We start from the raw sequence: 17,629 nt of genomic DNA on the forward strand, positions 1-17,629 counted from the left end.
GATCACTTCTCCGCGCCATCATCCATAGAGCTGCCCAGCTCCCGCTCTATCTGCTCAATGCTGGGCAAGCTGGTCTGCAATTCGGCGGGCAGAGACTCGACCAGTTGATACTCGGCGACACCCAGCGGTTGGGTGTTGTTGCGCAGTGCGTATTCAGCTACGACCTTGTTCTTGCCTTTGCACAGCAGCAGACCTATGGTCGGACCGTCGTCTGGGTGCTTCACTTGTGTGTCCACCGCCGTCAGGTAGAAACCCAACTGCCCCAGGTGCTCGGGCTTGAACTTGCCGCCCTTCAACTCGATCACCACGTAGCAGCGCAGTTTGAGGTGGTAGAACAGCAGATCGATGAAAAACTCGTCACCCCCTACGTTCAGCAAAACCTGGCGGCCCACGAAGGCGAAGCCCGCGCCCAGCTCCAGCAAGAACTCGGTGACGTGCCTGACCAGCGCACCCTCAATCTCCCGTTCCTGCGCCTCATCGGTCAGGCCAAGGAAGTCGAAACGGTACGGATCTTTGATAGACTCGCGTGCCAGGTCGGATTGCGGCGCAGGCAGTGTAGCTGGGAAGTTGGTGACCGCTTGGCCACTGCGCTCCAATAGCCGTGACTCGATCTGCATCACCAGCACGTTGCGCGACCAGTTGTGTTGGATGGCTTTGGCAACGTACCACTTGCGGGTTTCGGGGTCGGGCAGTTTGTCCAATAGCGCCAGATGATGGTACCAGGGCAATTGTGCAAGCACCTCTTGCACAAACGATTCGTCCGGCCAGGTTTCGGCAAACGCCCGCATGTACTTGAGGTTGCGCGGCGAAAAGCCTTTTATGTCCGGAAAGGCAGTCCGTAAGTCATGCGCCAGCCGATCGATCACCTTGGCGCCCCAACCCTGCTCGGCCTGCCGTGCCAGAATGTCACGACCGATGTGCCAGTACAGGCCCACCAACTCCCGATTGACCGCCAGCGCCGCACGCTGCTGCGCGGTGTCAATACGCCTCTTCAGGTCGGCCAGCCAATCAGCGTAGCCTTGTGGGGCTGGAATTAATGAGGTCGGCGTGTCGGTCATGGCAATATCGCTCCATTGGGCACAAAACCTTTTTCTCGCATCCAGCCAAGCGCCTTCAGCCAGCGATCTTCAAGTATCCGCTGTTTGGCTTCGTGCCAGTTGTGCAGCACCTCGTGCACGATCATTTCATCGGAAACGGGTCAACCCGCCCACCAAGCGCTACTGAACGCCACCGAGATCCAGCAAAAATCGTCAGACGTTGATCACACGTTTAAACGTTGAACAAAAAGTTCAGCACATCCCCATCCTTGACGACGTACTCCTTGCCTTCGGCGCGCATTTTGCCGGATTCCTTCGCACCCTGCTCGCCCTTGCAGGCAATGAAATCGTCGTACGCAATGGTTTGCGCACGGATAAAGCCGCGCTCGAAATCGGTGTGGATCACGCCAGCGGCTTTGGGCGCGGTATCGCCAATGCGAATTGTCCAGGCACGCACTTCTTTGACGCCCGCGGTGAAATAGGTGTGCAGGCCCAACAAGCCATAGGCGGCCCGGATGACGCGGTTCAGGCCAGGCTCGTCCATGCCCATGTCTTCCAGAAAGACTGACTTGTCTTCGTCGTCGAGCTCGGCGATTTCGGCCTCGACAGCGGCGCATACCGCGACCACAGGCGCATGCTCGGCCTCGGCATAGTTGCGCACCGCATCCAGATGGGGATTGTTCTCAAAGCCGTCTTCGCGCACATTCGCCACATACATGCAGCGCTTTGCGGTAATGAAGCAGAACTGCTTGATCAGCGCGAGGTCGTCTTCGTCTAGGTCGAGCGACCGTACGGGACGAGCTTCGTTCAGCACAGGGATGATTTTCTCAAGAATGGAAACCAGCTTGATGCCTTCCTTGTCGCCTGCGCGTGCCGTTTTCTGGTTGCGCTGCAGGGCTTTTTCCGCGGTGGCCAGATCAGCCAGGGCCAGTTCGGTGTTGATGACCTCGATGTCTGAGACGGGATCTACCTTGCCAGCAACGTGCACCACGTTTTCGTCTTCGAAACAGCGGACAACGTGCACAATGGCATCGGTTTCACGGATATTGGCCAGAAATTGATTGCCCAGGCCTTCGCCTTTGGATGCGCCCGCCACCAGGCCGGCGATATCCACGAACTCCACGACTGCGGGCAGGATGCGCTCGGGCTTAACGATACCCGCCAGCGCGCCCAGCCGCGCGTCTGGTACTTCGACCACGCCCACATTGGGCTCTATGGTGCAAAAGGGGTAGTTCTCGGCGGCGATGCCGGCCTTGGTCAACGCATTAAAAAGGGTGGATTTCCCGACGTTGGGCAAGCCAACGATGCCACATTGCAAAGCCATGAGTGTCCTGAAAAATAAAGAGTATTCGAAAAGAAGCTATTGTAGTGCGTGGGGGCGGGCCGCGCAGAGCCACGCCTTGCCGAAGGTGTGCAAGCTCAGGTCACCATCTCCGGCATGTACCGGATAATGATCCATACCACCAGCAGCGGCCCGCCATTGAAAATGCAGTGCAACAGCATGGAAGCGCCGATGCCTCTGCGTATGCGCACCCAGCCAAGTACCAGGCCTGTTGCAAACTGCGGCGCCACCAGTATGGGCAGCACCCACCAGGGCGTCTGGTGAAGCTTGAAGTTATACAGATGCACAGCGGCAAATAGCAGCGAGGCCAGATAGAACAGGGCGGGAAAGCAGCGACGGTAAAAGACGCGATAGCGCCAGGGCCAGCACCGTGTCGCCCAGGCTGGCGCGCGTGGTGACAGATACGGCCACCAGCACAGCAGGATCACGCCCGCCAGCATCAGCAACGCAGGCCACTTGGGGCCGGTCAGCATAATGGCGATCGACACCGGCACCAGCCACCACGCCACGCCGGGCCGTCTGAGCCCGTATCGAAACACGAGTTCTTCCACGACGGGTGCCCACAGCAGTGCCTGCAACCAGGGCACATTGTTCAAATCAAGGCGATGCGTTGCACCGCCGGCGCCGGCGGCAACCACGGCCAGCGGGCCCCAGATCACGAGATTGAAGAACCAGAGCCAGGCAGCCCACTGCAGCAATCGCCAGAGTGATAGCGGCGGAAACCAGTCTGCCCACCAGCCGCTGCCATGACGGGGCCCATAAAGCCTGGGCCCAAATCGGGGATGTCGCAGAAAACGAAAAAAATCGCCGAGCTCGTCACGAAAACGCAGCCCCCCCGCCGTTTTGCCCGTACGTCTGGGCGGCGGGGAGCCCGCTCCGCCGCCCCGGCTAGCCATGGCAGACGCTGCCCCAGCGGCAGACGTGTCCGCCGCCGCCGTTGACGATGTCGTGGATGGCGGAAGGTCAGCCACGGTTGGCCTCGTGCAATTGATTCGTGGCCTGGGCGAACTCGCCACGCAACAGCGCGGGCAGGATGGCACGGCAGCGATCAATGACGGCTTCAATGCCCTCTTGTTCATCGCGGCGCGGACGCTCCAGCACAAACCCCACAACCTGCTGATTCAATCCCAGGGTACGGGGGTGCCCGATGCCGATACGCAAGCGCCAGAAATCCGGACTGGAAAATGCAGAAGTAATGTCACGCAATCCATTATGGCCGGCATGCCCTCCACCCCGCTTCAACTTGACCGCGCCGGGCAGCAGGTCAAGCTCATCATGCAGCACCAGCACCTGCTCGGGCGCCAGCTTGTAGTAACGCATCAAAGCGCCTGCCGCGAGGCCGGAGCGGTTCATGAAGGTTGTTGGCTTGGCGATGATGACGGCTTCTCCCTCGAAGCGCGCTTTGGCGACCCATGCCGAAAACGCCTTTTCCAGCGAAAAGTTTGCATGCAGGTCATCAGCCAGATGATCGGCCAGCCAGAAACCGGCATTGTGCCGGGTGGTTTCGTATTCGGGGCCGGGGTTGCCCAGGCCAATGATGAGACGTATGGGTTGCGAAGTCATAGCCGGAGTCTACACAAGAAAAAACCCCTGCGGGCCACCAGGCCAGTCAGGGGTTTGCCGGACGAACACGGCGCTGCGAGGCGCCGCGTTGCGCAGGCACAGATTACTCTGCGGGGTCGGCTGCAGGTGCGTCGCCGTTTTCCTCTGCGGCACCGTCGGTGGCAGCACCGCCACGAACAGGCAGCGCCGCAGCGAGAACCAGGTTTTCTTCCGCACCGTGGACGGTGTGAGTAACCCCTTCAGGCAAGGTGATGTCGGACAGGAAGATGTTGCCGCCGCCGACCATGTTACCCAGATCCACCTGGATGAACTGAGGCAGCTTGGAAGGCAGGCAGGTGACTTCCAGCTCTGTGACCACCTGGCTGATCAGTTGGCCATCCAGCTTGACGGCCGGAGAGTTTTCGCCGTTGATGAAGTGCAGGGGCACCTTGGTGGTGATGTTCTGCTTGGCATCGACACGCTGAAAATCGACGTGCAGCACCAGTTGCTTGTACGGGTGCCATTGCACGGCGCGCAGCAGAACCTGCTGGCCTTTGCCGTCCAGTTGCATGTCGAGAATGGAAGCGTGGAATTCTTCTTTGCGCAGGGCGTGGAAGATTTCGTTGTGGTCGAGCTCGATGCTCAGGGGCTCGGCGGTGCCGCCATAAACGATGGCGGGAACGCGGCCAGCGTGGCGCAGGCGGCGGCTCGCACTCGTACCCTTGACGCTACGCGCTGTGGCTTTAAATTGCATGGAAAACTCCAGATGCTAAGGCATATGCCTTGTTAAAAAAACGTGATCCTGGAATCACGTACGACTTGCCATCCGCCGCGACCAGCGTATGGCAAAGTTTTAATCGACGAACAGGGAACTGACCGATTCGGCGTTGGAAATTCTGAGCATGGTTTCACCCAGCAGCGAAGCGCAGGACAGTTGGCGGATTTTGCTGCATTCGCGCGCCGCATCGGACAACGGAATGGTGTCGGTAACGACAAGCTCATCCAGCTCGGATTCGATAATGCGCTGCACTGCGCCGCCCGAAAGAACAGGATGCGTGCAATACGCATAAACCGATACGGCGCCACGTTCCTTCAGGGCCTGCGCCGCCTTGCACAATGTGCCGGCTGTATCGACCATGTCGTCCATGATGATACAGGTGCGGCCCTCGATCTCGCCGATGATGTTCATGACTTCGGACACATTGGCGCGCGGGCGCCGCTTGTCGATAATCGCCAGGTCGACCTCGAGCTGCTTGGCCAGCGCCCGGGCGCGCACCACGCCGCCGATGTCGGGCGAGACCACCACCAGGTTCTGGTGGTTGCGGCGCCAGATGTCGCCGAGCAAAATGGGGCCGGCATAAACGTTATCGACCGGAATATCGAAAAAACCCTGGATCTGATCGGCGTGCAGGTCCATGGTCATGACGCGGTCCACACCCACGACCTGCAGCATGTTGGCCACGACCTTGGCCGAAATGGACACGCGGGCCGAACGCGGCCGGCGATCTTGGCGGGCATAGCCAAAATACGGGATGGCCGCCGTGATGCGACCCGCAGAGGCACGACGCAAGGCATCGACCATGACCATGATTTCCATCAGATTGTCATTGGTCGGCGCGCACGTGGGCTGCAGCACGAAGACATCCTTGCCACGGACATTTTCGTTGATCTCGACCATGACCTCGCCGTCTGAGAACCGTCCTACTGTCATTTTCCCGAGCGACATATCGAGGTGATTGGCTACGTCGACAGCCAAACGGGTGTTAGCTGTGCCGGTGAAAATCATGAATCGGTCGTTTGCCATGGCGAAGGGTATTTTGCGTGGCGTCAAACGACAAAGCTGTTGACCAGCACCATGGGGGGCCGACTCAACAGCTTCGCGTTAACAACAAGCCTTACGGCCTGAAAATTTGGCTGGGGAAGAAGGATTCGAACCTTCGCATGCTGGAATCAAAATCCAGTGCCTTAACCAGCTTGGCGATTCCCCAAAATTAGTTTCGTGTCCAGTATCGCAGCGGATGATCCAATAAACCGGGACAGGCCCATGCATTCTGGAAAACCGTTGCACTATTGTGCACATGTTTTATTTTACCGAGAATCCTTTGCCCGAACATGTTTGCCTGAGACTGCGTTACAAATTCCACAAACAGACATGCGCCGGATCCACTCATTCGTGCACTGACACCTTCTTGTTCCAGCCATTTTGCAGCGGCTGCAACCTTGGGGTACTGCGCATAAACGACTGGCTCAAGATCATTACGACCAAAAAACCCGCCACCTTGAAAACCATTTTCCGGCGCGTTTGTTTTTTGCCACTCGGTAAAGACCGTTATTTTGACGCAGTCAGAATTCCTTGTCAAATCGGGTGACGAAAAAATACCGGGCGTCGCCACGCTCTGCGGCGGCTGCACCACAACATAGGCGCGATCGGGTAAATCGAGCGGCTGAAACACCTCGCCTATCCCGCTGGCAAACGCAGGACGGCCATAAATAAAGACAGGGACGTCTGCGCCAAGCGTCAGGGCAAGCGCCATCAGCGCCTTGCGGTCCAGCCCGGTTCCCCATAAACGATTGAGCGCGATCAGTGTCGTGGCTGCATCGCTCGACCCGCCGCCCAAGCCGCCGCCAGATGGAATCTGCTTGGTATAGCGTATCTGGGCGCCCTGGCGTATGCCGGTCGCCTTCTGCAGGGCACGGGCGGCCCGAATGACCAGATCATCGTCGGCGGCCAGGCCAGGCAGGGTGCTGCCCTCGCGTTCGATCACCCCATCGGGCCGCGCATCGAAGCTGAGTGTGTCGTACAGCCCGACAAAGCGAAATGCGGTTTCGAGCAGATGGTAGCCATCAGCGCGGCGCCCCGTGACATGCAGAAAGAGATTGATTTTTGCGGGCGCCGGCACGTCATACAAAGCCATGACGCACCCGTTCAGCCGTCAATGACCAGGCGCGCGCTGATGCTGCGGCTGCTGTCGTCGCGATTCAATTGCACCAGGCCTGGCCCCTGGTCGTTGTAGCGCGACAAACGCACTCGCCAGCCGTCCTGGGTGAAGCCGGTAATCTGCCCCTGGCTGTTTTTTTCGAGATTGGACACCTGGCCGCCCTGCCCGGTGCGACCACGCAGCCAATCTCGCAGGCCGGAAACCGGCAGCGGGCTGCCCAGCGCCATTTCGACAAGGCCGTCTGCATCAGCGGCCTGCTCCGTGCTGCCATCGCTGCGCGTGACCACCGCCCTGGCGGGCGTGACATCGATCCGGGCCAGCGTGCTGCCCACGGGATTAGCCAGATCCAGCCGCAACCGCTTGCCCGAATCCAGCCAGGCGAAACCACCTTGCACGGCGTCGCGCTGGCCATTGGCATAACCAACATTGAGCGCAAAACGACCGGTGCGCTCGAAGGGCGCAGCCACAAGTGCCGGATCGCCCATGCCTTCGGTGCGGCTTATTTTTTGCGGTGTGGCACATCCTGCCAGCAATAGCGCGACCAGCGCTGCGCCTGTGGCCGACCGCCACACAATGGACAAACCTGACTTCATTTGAGGCTCACTCCCAGTCGTTTCAGCGTCTTGACCAGCGTTTCGTTGTCAGGCTCCTGCTCATGCCCCTGGCGCCAGACGTCGACAGCCTCGTCGCGGCGATCCGTTACCCACAGCACCTCGCCCAGATGCGCGGCCACGTCGGCCGACGGCATCTGCTTGTAAGAGCGCTCCAGATACTCGATGGCAGCCTCTAAATCGCCGGTGCGATACAAATACCAACCGACGCTATCCAGGATGTAAGGGTTGTCGGGGTCGAGATCCAGCGCACGCTCGAGCAGGTCCTGCGCCTCGTCGAGATTGCGGTTCTGGTCGGCGTAGGTGTAGCCCAGCGAGTTATAGGCATTGGCGTTATCGGGATCCAGCTCAATGACGCGTTTCATGAGCTTTTCGAATTCGTCCATCCTGCCCTGCCGTTCGTACAGCATGGCCAGGTCGTACTTGATTTCGGTGGTGTCGGGGATGTCTTTGTCGGCCTGCAGCAGAATTTCTACCGCCCTGTCGGTGCGCCCTGCCTCGCGGTAAATGGAAGCGAGCGTGAGCGCCAGCACAGAGCGCTGGTGATCGTCCGAAGGACGCAATGTGTCTATCGTGGCCTGGGCTCGGCCCAGGTCGCCCAGCCTGGCCTGCAATACCGCCTTGTGCACCTGCGCCTGGAACTGCAAGGACGGATCATCGATCTTGTCCAGTTGCGCGATGGCGTCATGCGGCTTGTTCTGCTTTTCTGCGATCTGCACCAGCAACAACCTGGCATCGGACGAATCCGCCACCGCGCTGGTGGCATCATCGCGCAGCGATTGCCTGCGTTGCGTCTGCACAGAAATATATTCTTCGAGCAGCGCTTTGGCCTGATCGTAGCGCTGGGCCCGTATATTGACCTCGGCCTCGGTATAGAGCAGGTCGAAATCCTCGGGCGCGTTGTTGCGCATCTGCCCCACCAAGGCCAGCGCCCCATCGAAGTCGTTGCGTTCGACCAGGCGATTGACCAGTACCAGCGGCAGCTTGCGTGCTTCGGGGTGCTGCTGCAGATACTCGCGCGCGCCATCAATGGCCCGGTCGGGATCAACCTTCATGCCGTATTCGAGCACCCGCAGGGCAGCGGGCTCCATATCGGGGGCGAGCGCCAGCGCCTTGTCGGCCTCTTCCAAAGCGCGATAAGGGTCCGAAGCGGCCCAGGCGGCATCGGCCAGTGCCAGATGCGATACAGGCAAGGACAGCACCGAAGGATGCAGGGCTTTTTCGAGTACCTCGAGCGCGAGCTCCTTGTCAGGCATCTTGCCAACGATGGCAGAAGCCTGGGCAATAGCCTGCTCCTTATCTTCCGCTTTGTCGATGCGCTCCCAGAGCGCGCCCGCCAGCCCTGTGGTTTCGCCGCTGGATGCCGCCAGTGCCAGTGAAGACGCGACGGCTTCGGGATCCTTGGGCGACAGCAACGCCCACTCGCGGGCGGCCCGCAGTGCCCGCGCCATGTTGCGATCAGCCATGGAAAACTGGAATGCGCGCTTGGCCAGCCGCGGATCGGAAGTTTCGGTGGCAAGCTGCAGCAATGTTTGCCCAGCCATGTCATAGTAGCCACGCGTAGCGCCGATCTCGGCCGACAGTACCCGAAAGAGGATATCCGACGTAAGCGTGACGGCCGGCAATTCGCCGGCGCGCAAGCGGATGAGTTCTGTCTGCTCTACCTGCTTACCTTCTTCGGTCGCGGAATGCGCGAGGGCCGGCCAGCCGGAAAACATGGACACGCATAACGCAAACAGCAAGGGGGATGAACATTTCATGCAGGTGAACCGTTGTCGCTGCGCCTGCCAGAGGCGTCAGGTGGCAAAATTACTAAGTCGGATTTAATGATCTTATCACCCCCTTATGCCTGAACTGCCAGAAGTCGAAACCACACGTCGCGGATTAGCGACGATTATGCCCGGCCACGCCCTCCAGTGTTTCGTGGTGCACGAACCCCGGCTGCGCTGGCCGGTGCCTGCCGATCTTCCCCAGAAAATCAACGGCCAGACCGTGCTCGCCTGCGAGCGCCGGGGCAAATATCTGCTCATCCGTTACGCCCACGGCACGCAAATCGTTCATTTAGGGATGTCAGGCTCTTTGCGCAGCGTGCCCTTGCACGCCCCGCTCCTCAAGCATGACCACGCGGAATGGATTTTTGACCACGCCTGTTTCCGCCTGCACGACCCGCGCCGCTTCGGCGCCATCCTGTGGCACGACGCAGCCGATGGCCCCATAGAAAGCCATTTGCTGCTCGCCAGGCTGGGCATAGAGCCCTTCGACCCCGGCTTTACGCCGCAATACCTGCATGCACGCCTGCGTGGCAAGAGCCAGCCGATCAAGCAGGCGCTGCTGGCCGGTGACATTGTCGTGGGCGCGGGCAATATTTACGCGTCTGAAGCGCTTTTTCGCGCCCGTATCAACCCCAAGACCGCTGCCGGGAGATTATCCCTGGCCCGATGCGCCGCCCTGGTGACCGCGGTACAGCAAACACTGGCCCAGGCGCTGGAATCGGGCGGCAGCACCCTGCGCGACTATGTCGATGCAACCGGGCAGCCAGGCGCCTATTTTACGCTGCACGCCGCGGTATACGAGAAACAGGGCAAACCTTGCCCCGTGTGTGCCGCCCCGATACGCCGCATCGTGCAGGGGCAGCGGGCGACTTACTACTGCCCGCAGTGCCAGAAGCGCTGACCGGGGCGCTTTCCACCCGGATTCCTTGATGCACCGCCTGTACCGATGTGCAAGACCCCAGGCACTGACGTGCGATTCGCCCCCCGGCTTTTCATGCCAATGATTTGTTATTAACGAATCCGTTGCACATAAGCGAATATTCTACTATGATTTGAAGCATCGAACGTCCTGCCTACGCGTCGGCGCGTACCTGGGGCCACCCAGCGCCGCTTCGCTATGCGCTCGAACCCGCACGGCCACACTCGCCCCACTGTATCCAACGGAGACACCACACCATGAGCAAACAATTTGCGTCACATGCAGACCTCGAAGACAAAGTCGTTTCCTTCGACAAACTATCGGACAACGCCTATGCCTATACAGCCGAAGGCGATCCGAACACCGGTATCATCATCGGCGACGATGCAGTCATGGTCATTGATACGCAGGCCACGCCAGTCATGGCACAGGATGTGATCCGGCGCGTCAAGGAAGTCACGGACAAACCCATCAAATACATCCTGCTGTCTCACTATCACGCTGTACGCGTGCTGGGAGCATCGGCCTATAACGCTCAAGAAATCATCGCCAGCCGCGACACCTGGGATCTGATCGTCGAGCGCGGTGAACAGGACAAGGCCAGCGAAATTGGCCGTTTCCCCCGGCTGTTTCGCAATGTCGAGTCCGTGCCGCCCGGCCTGACGTGGCCCACCATCACATTCGAGGGTCGGATGACGGTCAATCTCGGCAACCTCGAGGTCCAGATCATGCAGATCGGCCGCGGCCACACCAAGGGCGACACCATCGCCTGGCTGCCCGAGCAGCGCGTGCTCTTTGCCGGTGATCTGGTCGAGTACCAGTCCACGCCCTATGCCGGCGATTGCTACTTTCGCGAATGGCCCCAGACGCTCGATCGCCTGGCCGGCTTCGGCGCCGAGAAAATGGTGCCGGGACGCGGCCCCGCACTGCAATCGGCGGAAAAAGTCCGCAAGGGCCTGGCAGGCACGCGCGCGTTCCTGACCGATCTTTATGCCTGCGTGAACAGTGGCGTTGCCGAAGGCAAGGACCTCAAGACCATTTACCGCGAAACCTACGACTTCATGAAACCACGCTATGCGGACTGGGTCATCTTTGACCACTGCATGCCCTTCGATGTCTCGCGTGCCTACGACGAGGCCACCGGCTACGACGATCCACGCATCTGGACGGCCGAGCGCGATATAGAAATGTGGAAACAGCTCGAAGGCTGACGGCTGGAGGAACAGGCGGTGGGAGACATTGATTATCAAGGCCTGGAGTTCGAATATAGACCGCAAGCCATACACGGCAGCGAACACCAGGCCATTACGATTGTAGGCGCCGGGCCAGTTGGACTGACCACGGCCCTGGACCTGGCCCAGCGCGGCATGAAGGTAGTGCTTATCGATGACGACTACCGCCTGTCCACGGGTTCACGCGCCATTTGCTTTGCCAAGCGCACCCTGGACATCTGGGACAGGCTGGGCGTAGGCGAGCGCATGGTGAGCAAGGGCGTGTCGTGGAATGTGGGGCGTGTATTCTTCAGAGACGACGAAGTCTGGCGCTTTGATCTGCTGCCCGAGCAAGGGCATCGACGCCCGGCCTTCATCAACTTGCAGCAGTACTACTGCGAAGGCTTTCTTCACGAAGCAGCTGCGGCGCATCCCAATATCGAGTTACGCTGGAAGAACAAGGCAATTGGGATTGAACAGCAAGGCAGCCAGGTGAGGCTCACCGTCGACACCCCCGACGGGCCTTATACCCTGACGACAGACTGGCTGATTGCCTGCGATGGCGCGCGGTCGCCTTTGCGCAAACTGCTGGGCCAGGAAAGCCATGGCCGCATCTTCAAGGACCGCTTCCTGATCGCCGACGTTCGCATGCAAGCGGATTTTCCGACCGAACGATGGTTCTGGTTCGACCCACCCTTCCATCCCGGCCAGTCCGTGCTGCTGCACAGCCAGCCAGACAACGTCTGGCGCATCGACTTCCAGCTGGGCTGGGATGCCGATCCCACGGAAGAGACCAAGCCTGAGCATGTCATACCCCGCATCCAGGCGCTTCTGGGCGCAGATACGAAGTTCGAGCTGGAATGGGTAAGCATCTATACCTTTGCTTGCGAACGCATGGACAAATTCCGCCACGGGAGGGTGATCTTTGCCGGTGATTCCGCTCATCGTGTCTCGCCCTTCGGGGCGCGCGGCGCGAACAGTGGCGTACAGGATGCCGACAATCTCGCCTGGAAGCTGGCGCTGGTCTGCCAGGGCCAAGCACCCGAAGCGCTGATTGACACCTATGCCGCCGAGCGGGAGCAGGCCGCCCAAGAGAACATTACACACTCCTCGCGCTCAACCGATTTCATCACGCCCAAAAGCGAGATCAGCCTGTTGTTCCGCAACACCGTGCTCAAGTTATCCAAACAGCACGAATTTGCGCGCAAGCTGGTCAATAGCGGGCGTCTGTCGACGCCGACCGCCTATCGGCACTCCAGCCTGAACACACCCGATACCGACGACTTCTCGCAAGCGCCCGCGCTGGGCGATGTCGCGCCAGACGGTCCCGTCACGGTTGATGACGAATTCAGATGGTGGCTGGGCGAACTCGACGGACATTTCGTGATTGCGCTGTTTTGCAACACGCGCATCCCGTCAGCGTCTGCCCTGGAGCAGCTCAAGGCCAGAGCGCAGGGCCCGCTGGGCGTCAAAATCATACTGGCCCTTTCTCCTGCCCTGGCCCCCAGGGCGCCGGCCGGCGTGCACTGCGTGATCGATCACCAGATGACACTGGCGCGCCGCTACGACGCGCGCGATGGCGCCTGTTACCTGATCCGGCCAGACCACCATATTGCCGCCCGCTGGCGCCAACTGGACATGGCCAGCATAGACAGCGCGCTGCAACGCGCCATCGGCAGAGAGGAGGACTAGCCATGCAGCGATTGAACACCCAACCCGCCTTCGATGCGCCCGATGATGTCTATGAACGGCTTATTGATGCGCACCGCGATCTCAGCACCGAACAAAGCCATGCCATGAATGTGGCACTTGTCCTGCTGCTGGCCAACCACATTGGGGACATCGACGTGATCTCCCAGGCATTGAACTACGCACGCGCCACTGTTGACACAACAGACACCGCTACTTCACAGGAAAATCTGTCATGACGACCGTACTCGAATATCAAACAGGTTTTGGCAACCAGTGCTCAACCGAGGCCTTGCCCGGTGCGCTGCCCATTGGCCGCAATTCGCCGCAAGTCTGCCCTTATGGCTTGTATGCGGAACAGCTGTCGGGCACGGCCTTTACCATGGTACGCGCGGAAAACCGCCGCTCCTGGCTGTACCGTATCCGCCCCTCGGCGCTCCAGGATGCGTTCAAGCCTTATGGGGGCGCCACGCAATGGAGCGGCGATTTCGGCAAGGCACCGGTCACGCCCAACCGCCTGCGCTGGAATGCACTGGAGATTCCGGCCGAGCCCACGGACTTCATCGACGGCGTGCATACCTGGGCAGGCAACGGCCACGCCGACGACCAGGTGGGCATCGCCATCAATCTGTACGCCATCAACCTGTCCATGACACGCCGTGTGTTTTACAACGCCGATGCAGAAATGCTTTTTGTGCCGGAACAGGGGCGGTTGCGCCTGGCCACGGAGTTGGGCCGAATGGACATCGAGCCCTGCGAAATCGCAGTCATCCCCCGTGGCGTACGCTTTCGCGTAGAACTGCTGGATCAGACCGCGCGCGGCTACCTGCTCGAGAACTACGGCTCGCCGCTGAGACCGCCCGAGCTCGGTCCGATCGGCTCCAACGGCCTGGCCAATGTTCGCGATTTCCAGATTCCCGTTGCCTGGTACGAAGAGGTGGACGAAGACGTCGACATGGTGGCCAAGTTTACGGGTGGCTTCTGGCACACCACCTTGAATCATTCTCCGCTGGATGTCGTGGCCTGGCACGGCAACAACGCGCCGTACAAGTACGATTTGCGCCGATTCAACGTGATCGGGTCGATCAGCTACGATCACCCCGATCCCTGCCTGTTCACTGTGCTGACTTCGCCCTCCGACACACCCGGCGCCGCCAACGTGGACTTTGCGATTTTCCCGCCACGCATCCTGGCCATGGAAGACACCTTTCGGCCGCCGTGGTTCCACCGGAACTTTGCCAGCGAATTCATGGGGCTTATTCAGGGCGTATACGATGCCAAGGCCGAAGGTTTCGTGCCCGGCGGCGCCAGCCTGCACAACTGCATGAGCCCGCACGGCCCGGATGCCGAAACCTTCGAAAAGGCCACGGCGGCCGACACCGGGCAAGCCCATTACATTCGCGATACCATGGCTTTTATGTTCGAAACGCGCAGAGTCATCCGACCCACACAGACGGCCATGGAGGCCCCCACACTGCAGCAGGGCTATGACCAGGTCTGGGCAGGGATACGCAAGCATTTCAACCCCGAAAAACGCTGAGCGTCCAACCAGGCCGACACGCATTCTGGCTTCACCATAGGAATCTTACATGTCTTATCTGAACGAAACCCACGACCCGGCGCTACAGAGCTGGGTTGCTTCCGCCAATGTGGCAGACAACGGCTTTCCCATCCAGAACCTGCCATTCGGCGTGTTCCGCCGCACAGGTGGCGATGAAGCCTTCCGTCCAGGCGTTGCCATCGGCGACCAGATTCTTGATCTCGCCGCCCTCGCCGCGCTGCAACCCTGGACGGATGCTGCGGGCGAAGCGTTGCAGGCCTGCGCCTCGGAGAAACTCAATGGCCTGATGGCACTGGGCCAGACGCACTGGTCCGCCTTGCGGCTGGCCCTGTCACGCGCCCTGCGCACAGGCTCGACCATGCAATCGGCGCTTGAGCCGCTGCTTACCCCCATGTCGCAGGCACAGATGAGCGTGCCTGCGCACATCGGCGACTACACCGATTTTTATATCTCCCTGAACCATGCCACGGCCGTGGGCAAGCAGTTCCGTCCCGATAACCCCCTGCTGCCCAACTACAAATGGGTGCCCATTGGCTACCATGGCCGTGCCTCCAGCATTGGCGTATCGGGCCAGCAGTTCCGGCGCCCGGTCGGCCAGACGCGCCCCCCCGAAGACGGTGCGCAGCCTGGTTTTGGCCCGTGTCAGCGTCTGGACTATGAATTCGAGCTGGGCATATTTGTTGGCAAAGGCAATCAACAGGGCGACCGCATCCCGGTGGACGAGAGCGAATCCCACGTGTTCGGTCTGTGCATTCTGAACGACTGGTCCGCGCGCGATCTTCAGGCGTGGGAATACCAGCCACTGGGGCCCTTTCTGGCCAAGAACTTCGCCAGCACCATCTCGCCCTGGATCGTCACGCTCGACGCCTTGGCGCCCTTCCGCGCAGCCTTTGAACGCGCGGCAACAGATCCCCAGCCCCTGCCCTATCTGCAAGCCAAAAACGCGGATTCCGCCGCCTTTGATATTGACCTGGAAACATTGCTGGCCACCGAGCGCTCCCGCGCCCAGGGAGTAGAACCCGCCGTGATCGCGCGCAGCAACTTCAAGGATGCCGCCTTCTGGAACGTAGGCCAGCTGATCGCCCACCACACGGTCAATGGCTGCAATCTGGCGGCCGGCGATTTGATGGGCACGGGTACGCTGTCTGGCCGCGAAGCGGGGCAGGAAGGCTCGCTACTGGAAGCATGCCAGGGCGGCAAAAAACCGGTGGCACTGCCCTGGGGTGAAGAACGGACCTTTCTGGAGGATAACGACGAGGTCATCCTGCGCGCTCGCTGCAGCAAGCCAGGGTACCCCACGATCAGCCTGGGAGAATGCCGCGGCATGGTATTGCCCGCCAAGGGCTAGCCTGACGCTCTACCGATTCGGGGCGAGGTCCAGCCCCGAATCGGTATCCCAGACAACTGGCATGCCTCGCGGCATAACCGATTCGGCTTGCCACAACGCATGGCAGCGCAGGACCTGGAGGCCGTCATGCGCAGGCAACGGGCCCGACAGAATAAAGATCGGTCAGGCCAGCACTTTGCCCGGATTCATCAGCCCGTGAGGATCCAGCGCATCCTTGATGCGACGCATGAGCGCCATCTCGACCGGGTCCTTGTACCGGGGCAGAACATCACGCTTGAGCTGGCCCACGCCATGCTCTGCGCTGATCGAACCGCCAAACCGATGCACGCTTTCGTGCACCAGCTCGTATACCTCATACTGCTTGTCGAGTAAGGACGCCTCGGTGAATGCCGTGCCCTTGGCCACGTTGTAGTGCAGATTGCCATCGCCCAAGTGGCCGAAAATAACGTGCTCTATGCCCGGAAAGCTTTTTTGCAGGGCTGCATTGGTGGTCAATACAAACTCTGCCATGCGCGACACCGGAATCGAAACATCGTGCTTGATGCTCTTGCCGAATTCCTTCTCGGCCAGGGGAATGCTTTCACGCAGATGCCAGAGCGCCTTGCTTTGGGTAATGTTCTCCGCCACCACTGCATCCAGCACCAGGCCGTCTTCGATGACTTCGCCCAGCACCGTTTCGAAACGTTCGCGCGCATGCTCGGCGCTTTCGCTGTCTGACAGCTCCAGCAAGGCATACCACGGCATATTGGCGGATTCGCCTTCGAACGGCAGGCGCTGCTGCGGATAGCAGCGCACCACGCCTTGCAGGCAATTGCCGGCGATCAGCTCAAAACCGGTCAGCGCCGGACCAAACCCCTTGCGCGCCCGCGACAGCACAGACACGGCTGATTCAACCGAGTCAAGCGCCAGCAAGGCCGTACACTGGGCCACGGGCTGAGGATAAAGCTTGACCGTGGCTGCCGTGATGATACCCAGCGTGCCTTCGCTGCCTATATACAAATCACGCAAATCGTAACCTGTGTTGTCTTTACGCAGCCCGCGCAAACCGTGCCAGATGTCTCCATCCGGGGTGACAACCTCAAGCCCCAGCACCAGTTCGCGCGTATTGCCGTAGCGCAGCACCTGCGTGCCCCCTGCGTTGGTGGCCAGGTTTCCGCCGATCGTACAACTGCCTTCGGCTGCAAGGCTCAGCGGAAAGAGACGATCCACGTCGCGCGCGGCCTGCTGCACCGACTGCAGGATGCAGCCGGCCTCGACCACCATGGTGTCGTTATCCGTATCGATGCCACGTACTTTGTCTAGGCGCGTAAGCGAGATGACAACCGCCTTGCCGCTGTCATCTGGCGTAGCGGCGCCGCACAGCCCTGTGTTGCCCCCCTGGGGCACCATGGGCACCTTATGGGCTGCGCACCAGCGCACGACTTCGGCAACCTCTTGTGTGGAGCCGGGTCTGAGCACGGCCAGGGCTTCGCCTTGATAGCGTCCACGCCAGTCATTAACATAGGACTGTGCATCCGCGCCCGTCAGCACGTAAGGCTGCCCCAACATCTGTACCAATTCGTCAATCCGGCTCATTGTCCGCCTTTACTGAAAAGAATCGCCGCGCACATCGCGACAGTGCCTGCCCATCATTTTAAGGCAGGCCACCCTTTCGTGCC

General features: G+C 60.3%; 16 protein-coding genes and 1 tRNA gene. 6 read left to right on the forward strand and 11 right to left on the reverse strand.

All coding sequences use genetic code 11. The features are described 5' to 3' along the window. Positions 1–2: 2 nt before the first annotated feature. The 10 genes from ERE07_RS14700 to ERE07_RS14745 form a co-directional block, all read right to left on the reverse strand. Positions 3–1,058: a PDDEXK nuclease domain-containing protein gene (locus ERE07_RS14700; protein ID WP_130009790.1), complete on the reverse strand. Its 1,056-nt coding sequence runs from the start codon at positions 1,056–1,058 to the stop codon at positions 3–5. Positions 1,059–1,269: 211 nt separating this feature from the next. Continuing rightward, positions 1,270–2,361, reverse strand: coding sequence for a redox-regulated ATPase YchF (gene ychF / locus ERE07_RS14705; protein ID WP_130009791.1), 1,092 nt, complete (start codon positions 2,359–2,361; stop codon positions 1,270–1,272). 95 nt (positions 2,362–2,456) lie between these two features. Continuing rightward, a complete protein-coding gene (locus ERE07_RS14710; protein WP_245153731.1) occupies positions 2,457–3,350 on the reverse strand; it encodes a CPBP family glutamic-type intramembrane protease in 894 nt (297 codons plus the stop codon). Next, a complete protein-coding gene (gene pth, locus ERE07_RS14715) occupies positions 3,343–3,942 on the reverse strand; it encodes an aminoacyl-tRNA hydrolase (RefSeq protein ID WP_130009792.1) in 600 nt (199 codons plus the stop codon). Before pth ends, ERE07_RS14710 begins: the two co-directional genes overlap by 8 nt. A 103-nt stretch (positions 3,943–4,045) precedes the next feature. Next, positions 4,046–4,675, reverse strand: coding sequence for a 50S ribosomal protein L25/general stress protein Ctc (locus ERE07_RS14720; RefSeq protein WP_130009793.1), 630 nt, complete (start codon positions 4,673–4,675; stop codon positions 4,046–4,048). A 99-nt stretch (positions 4,676–4,774) separates the two neighbouring features. Then, a complete protein-coding gene (locus ERE07_RS14725) occupies positions 4,775–5,725 on the reverse strand; it encodes a ribose-phosphate pyrophosphokinase (RefSeq protein ID WP_167670915.1) in 951 nt (316 codons plus the stop codon). A gap of 107 nt (positions 5,726–5,832) precedes the next feature. Further along, a tRNA-Gln gene (locus tag ERE07_RS14730) sits at positions 5,833–5,909 on the reverse strand. A 3-nt stretch (positions 5,910–5,912) separates the two neighbouring features. Further along, on the reverse strand, positions 5,913–6,836 hold the full coding sequence (gene ispE / locus ERE07_RS14735) for a 4-(cytidine 5'-diphospho)-2-C-methyl-D-erythritol kinase (protein WP_130009794.1): 924 nt from the start codon (positions 6,834–6,836) through the stop codon (positions 5,913–5,915). Between the two features lie 11 nt (positions 6,837–6,847). Next, positions 6,848–7,453 carry an outer membrane lipoprotein LolB gene (locus ERE07_RS14740; protein ID WP_130009795.1) on the reverse strand — a complete coding sequence of 202 codons (606 nt, stop codon included), beginning with the start codon at positions 7,451–7,453 and terminating at the stop codon, positions 6,848–6,850. Then, positions 7,450–9,231, reverse strand: a complete 1,782-nt coding sequence (locus ERE07_RS14745; RefSeq protein ID WP_130009796.1) for a tetratricopeptide repeat protein — start codon at positions 9,229–9,231, stop codon at positions 7,450–7,452. Before ERE07_RS14745 ends, ERE07_RS14740 begins: the two co-directional genes overlap by 4 nt. Positions 9,232–9,316: 85 nt before the next feature. Between ERE07_RS14745 and mutM the strand changes: the two genes are divergently transcribed. The 6 genes from mutM (at position 9,317) to fahA (ending at position 15,971) form a co-directional block, all read left to right on the forward strand. Beyond that, positions 9,317–10,144 (forward strand): bifunctional DNA-formamidopyrimidine glycosylase/DNA-(apurinic or apyrimidinic site) lyase, encoded by an 828-nt coding sequence (gene mutM / locus ERE07_RS14750; RefSeq protein WP_130009797.1) that lies wholly within the window; start codon positions 9,317–9,319, stop codon positions 10,142–10,144. 275 nt (positions 10,145–10,419) lie between these two features. Next, on the forward strand, positions 10,420–11,373 hold the full coding sequence (locus tag ERE07_RS14755) for an MBL fold metallo-hydrolase (protein WP_130009798.1): 954 nt from the start codon (positions 10,420–10,422) through the stop codon (positions 11,371–11,373). An 18-nt stretch (positions 11,374–11,391) separates the two neighbouring features. Further along, a complete protein-coding gene (locus ERE07_RS14760) occupies positions 11,392–13,065 on the forward strand; it encodes an FAD-dependent oxidoreductase (RefSeq protein WP_130009799.1) in 1,674 nt (557 codons plus the stop codon). A gap of 2 nt (positions 13,066–13,067) precedes the next feature. Then, positions 13,068–13,301, forward strand: a complete 234-nt coding sequence (locus ERE07_RS14765) for a DUF2783 domain-containing protein (RefSeq protein WP_130009800.1) — start codon at positions 13,068–13,070, stop codon at positions 13,299–13,301. Further along, entirely contained in the window at positions 13,298–14,602 is a 1,305-nt protein-coding gene (hmgA, locus tag ERE07_RS14770; protein WP_130009801.1) for a homogentisate 1,2-dioxygenase, read from the forward strand. The genes ERE07_RS14765 and hmgA overlap by 4 nt, the downstream gene beginning before the upstream one ends. Positions 14,603–14,651: 49 nt before the next feature. Then, the gene (gene fahA / locus ERE07_RS14775; protein WP_130009802.1) at positions 14,652–15,971 is read left to right on the forward strand and encodes a fumarylacetoacetase; all 1,320 of its coding nucleotides are present in this window, start codon (positions 14,652–14,654) and stop codon (positions 15,969–15,971) included. Positions 15,972–16,133: 162 nt separating this feature from the next. Here the strand turns inward: fahA and ERE07_RS14780 are convergent, their stop codons facing one another. Beyond that, entirely contained in the window at positions 16,134–17,546 is a 1,413-nt protein-coding gene (locus tag ERE07_RS14780; RefSeq protein WP_130009803.1) for an FAD-binding oxidoreductase, read from the reverse strand. Between the last annotated feature and the right edge of the window lie 83 nt (positions 17,547–17,629).

The organism is Allopusillimonas ginsengisoli, from assembly GCF_004153455.1.
GTDB classification, from domain to species: domain Bacteria; phylum Pseudomonadota; class Gammaproteobacteria; order Burkholderiales; family Burkholderiaceae_B; genus Allopusillimonas; species Allopusillimonas ginsengisoli.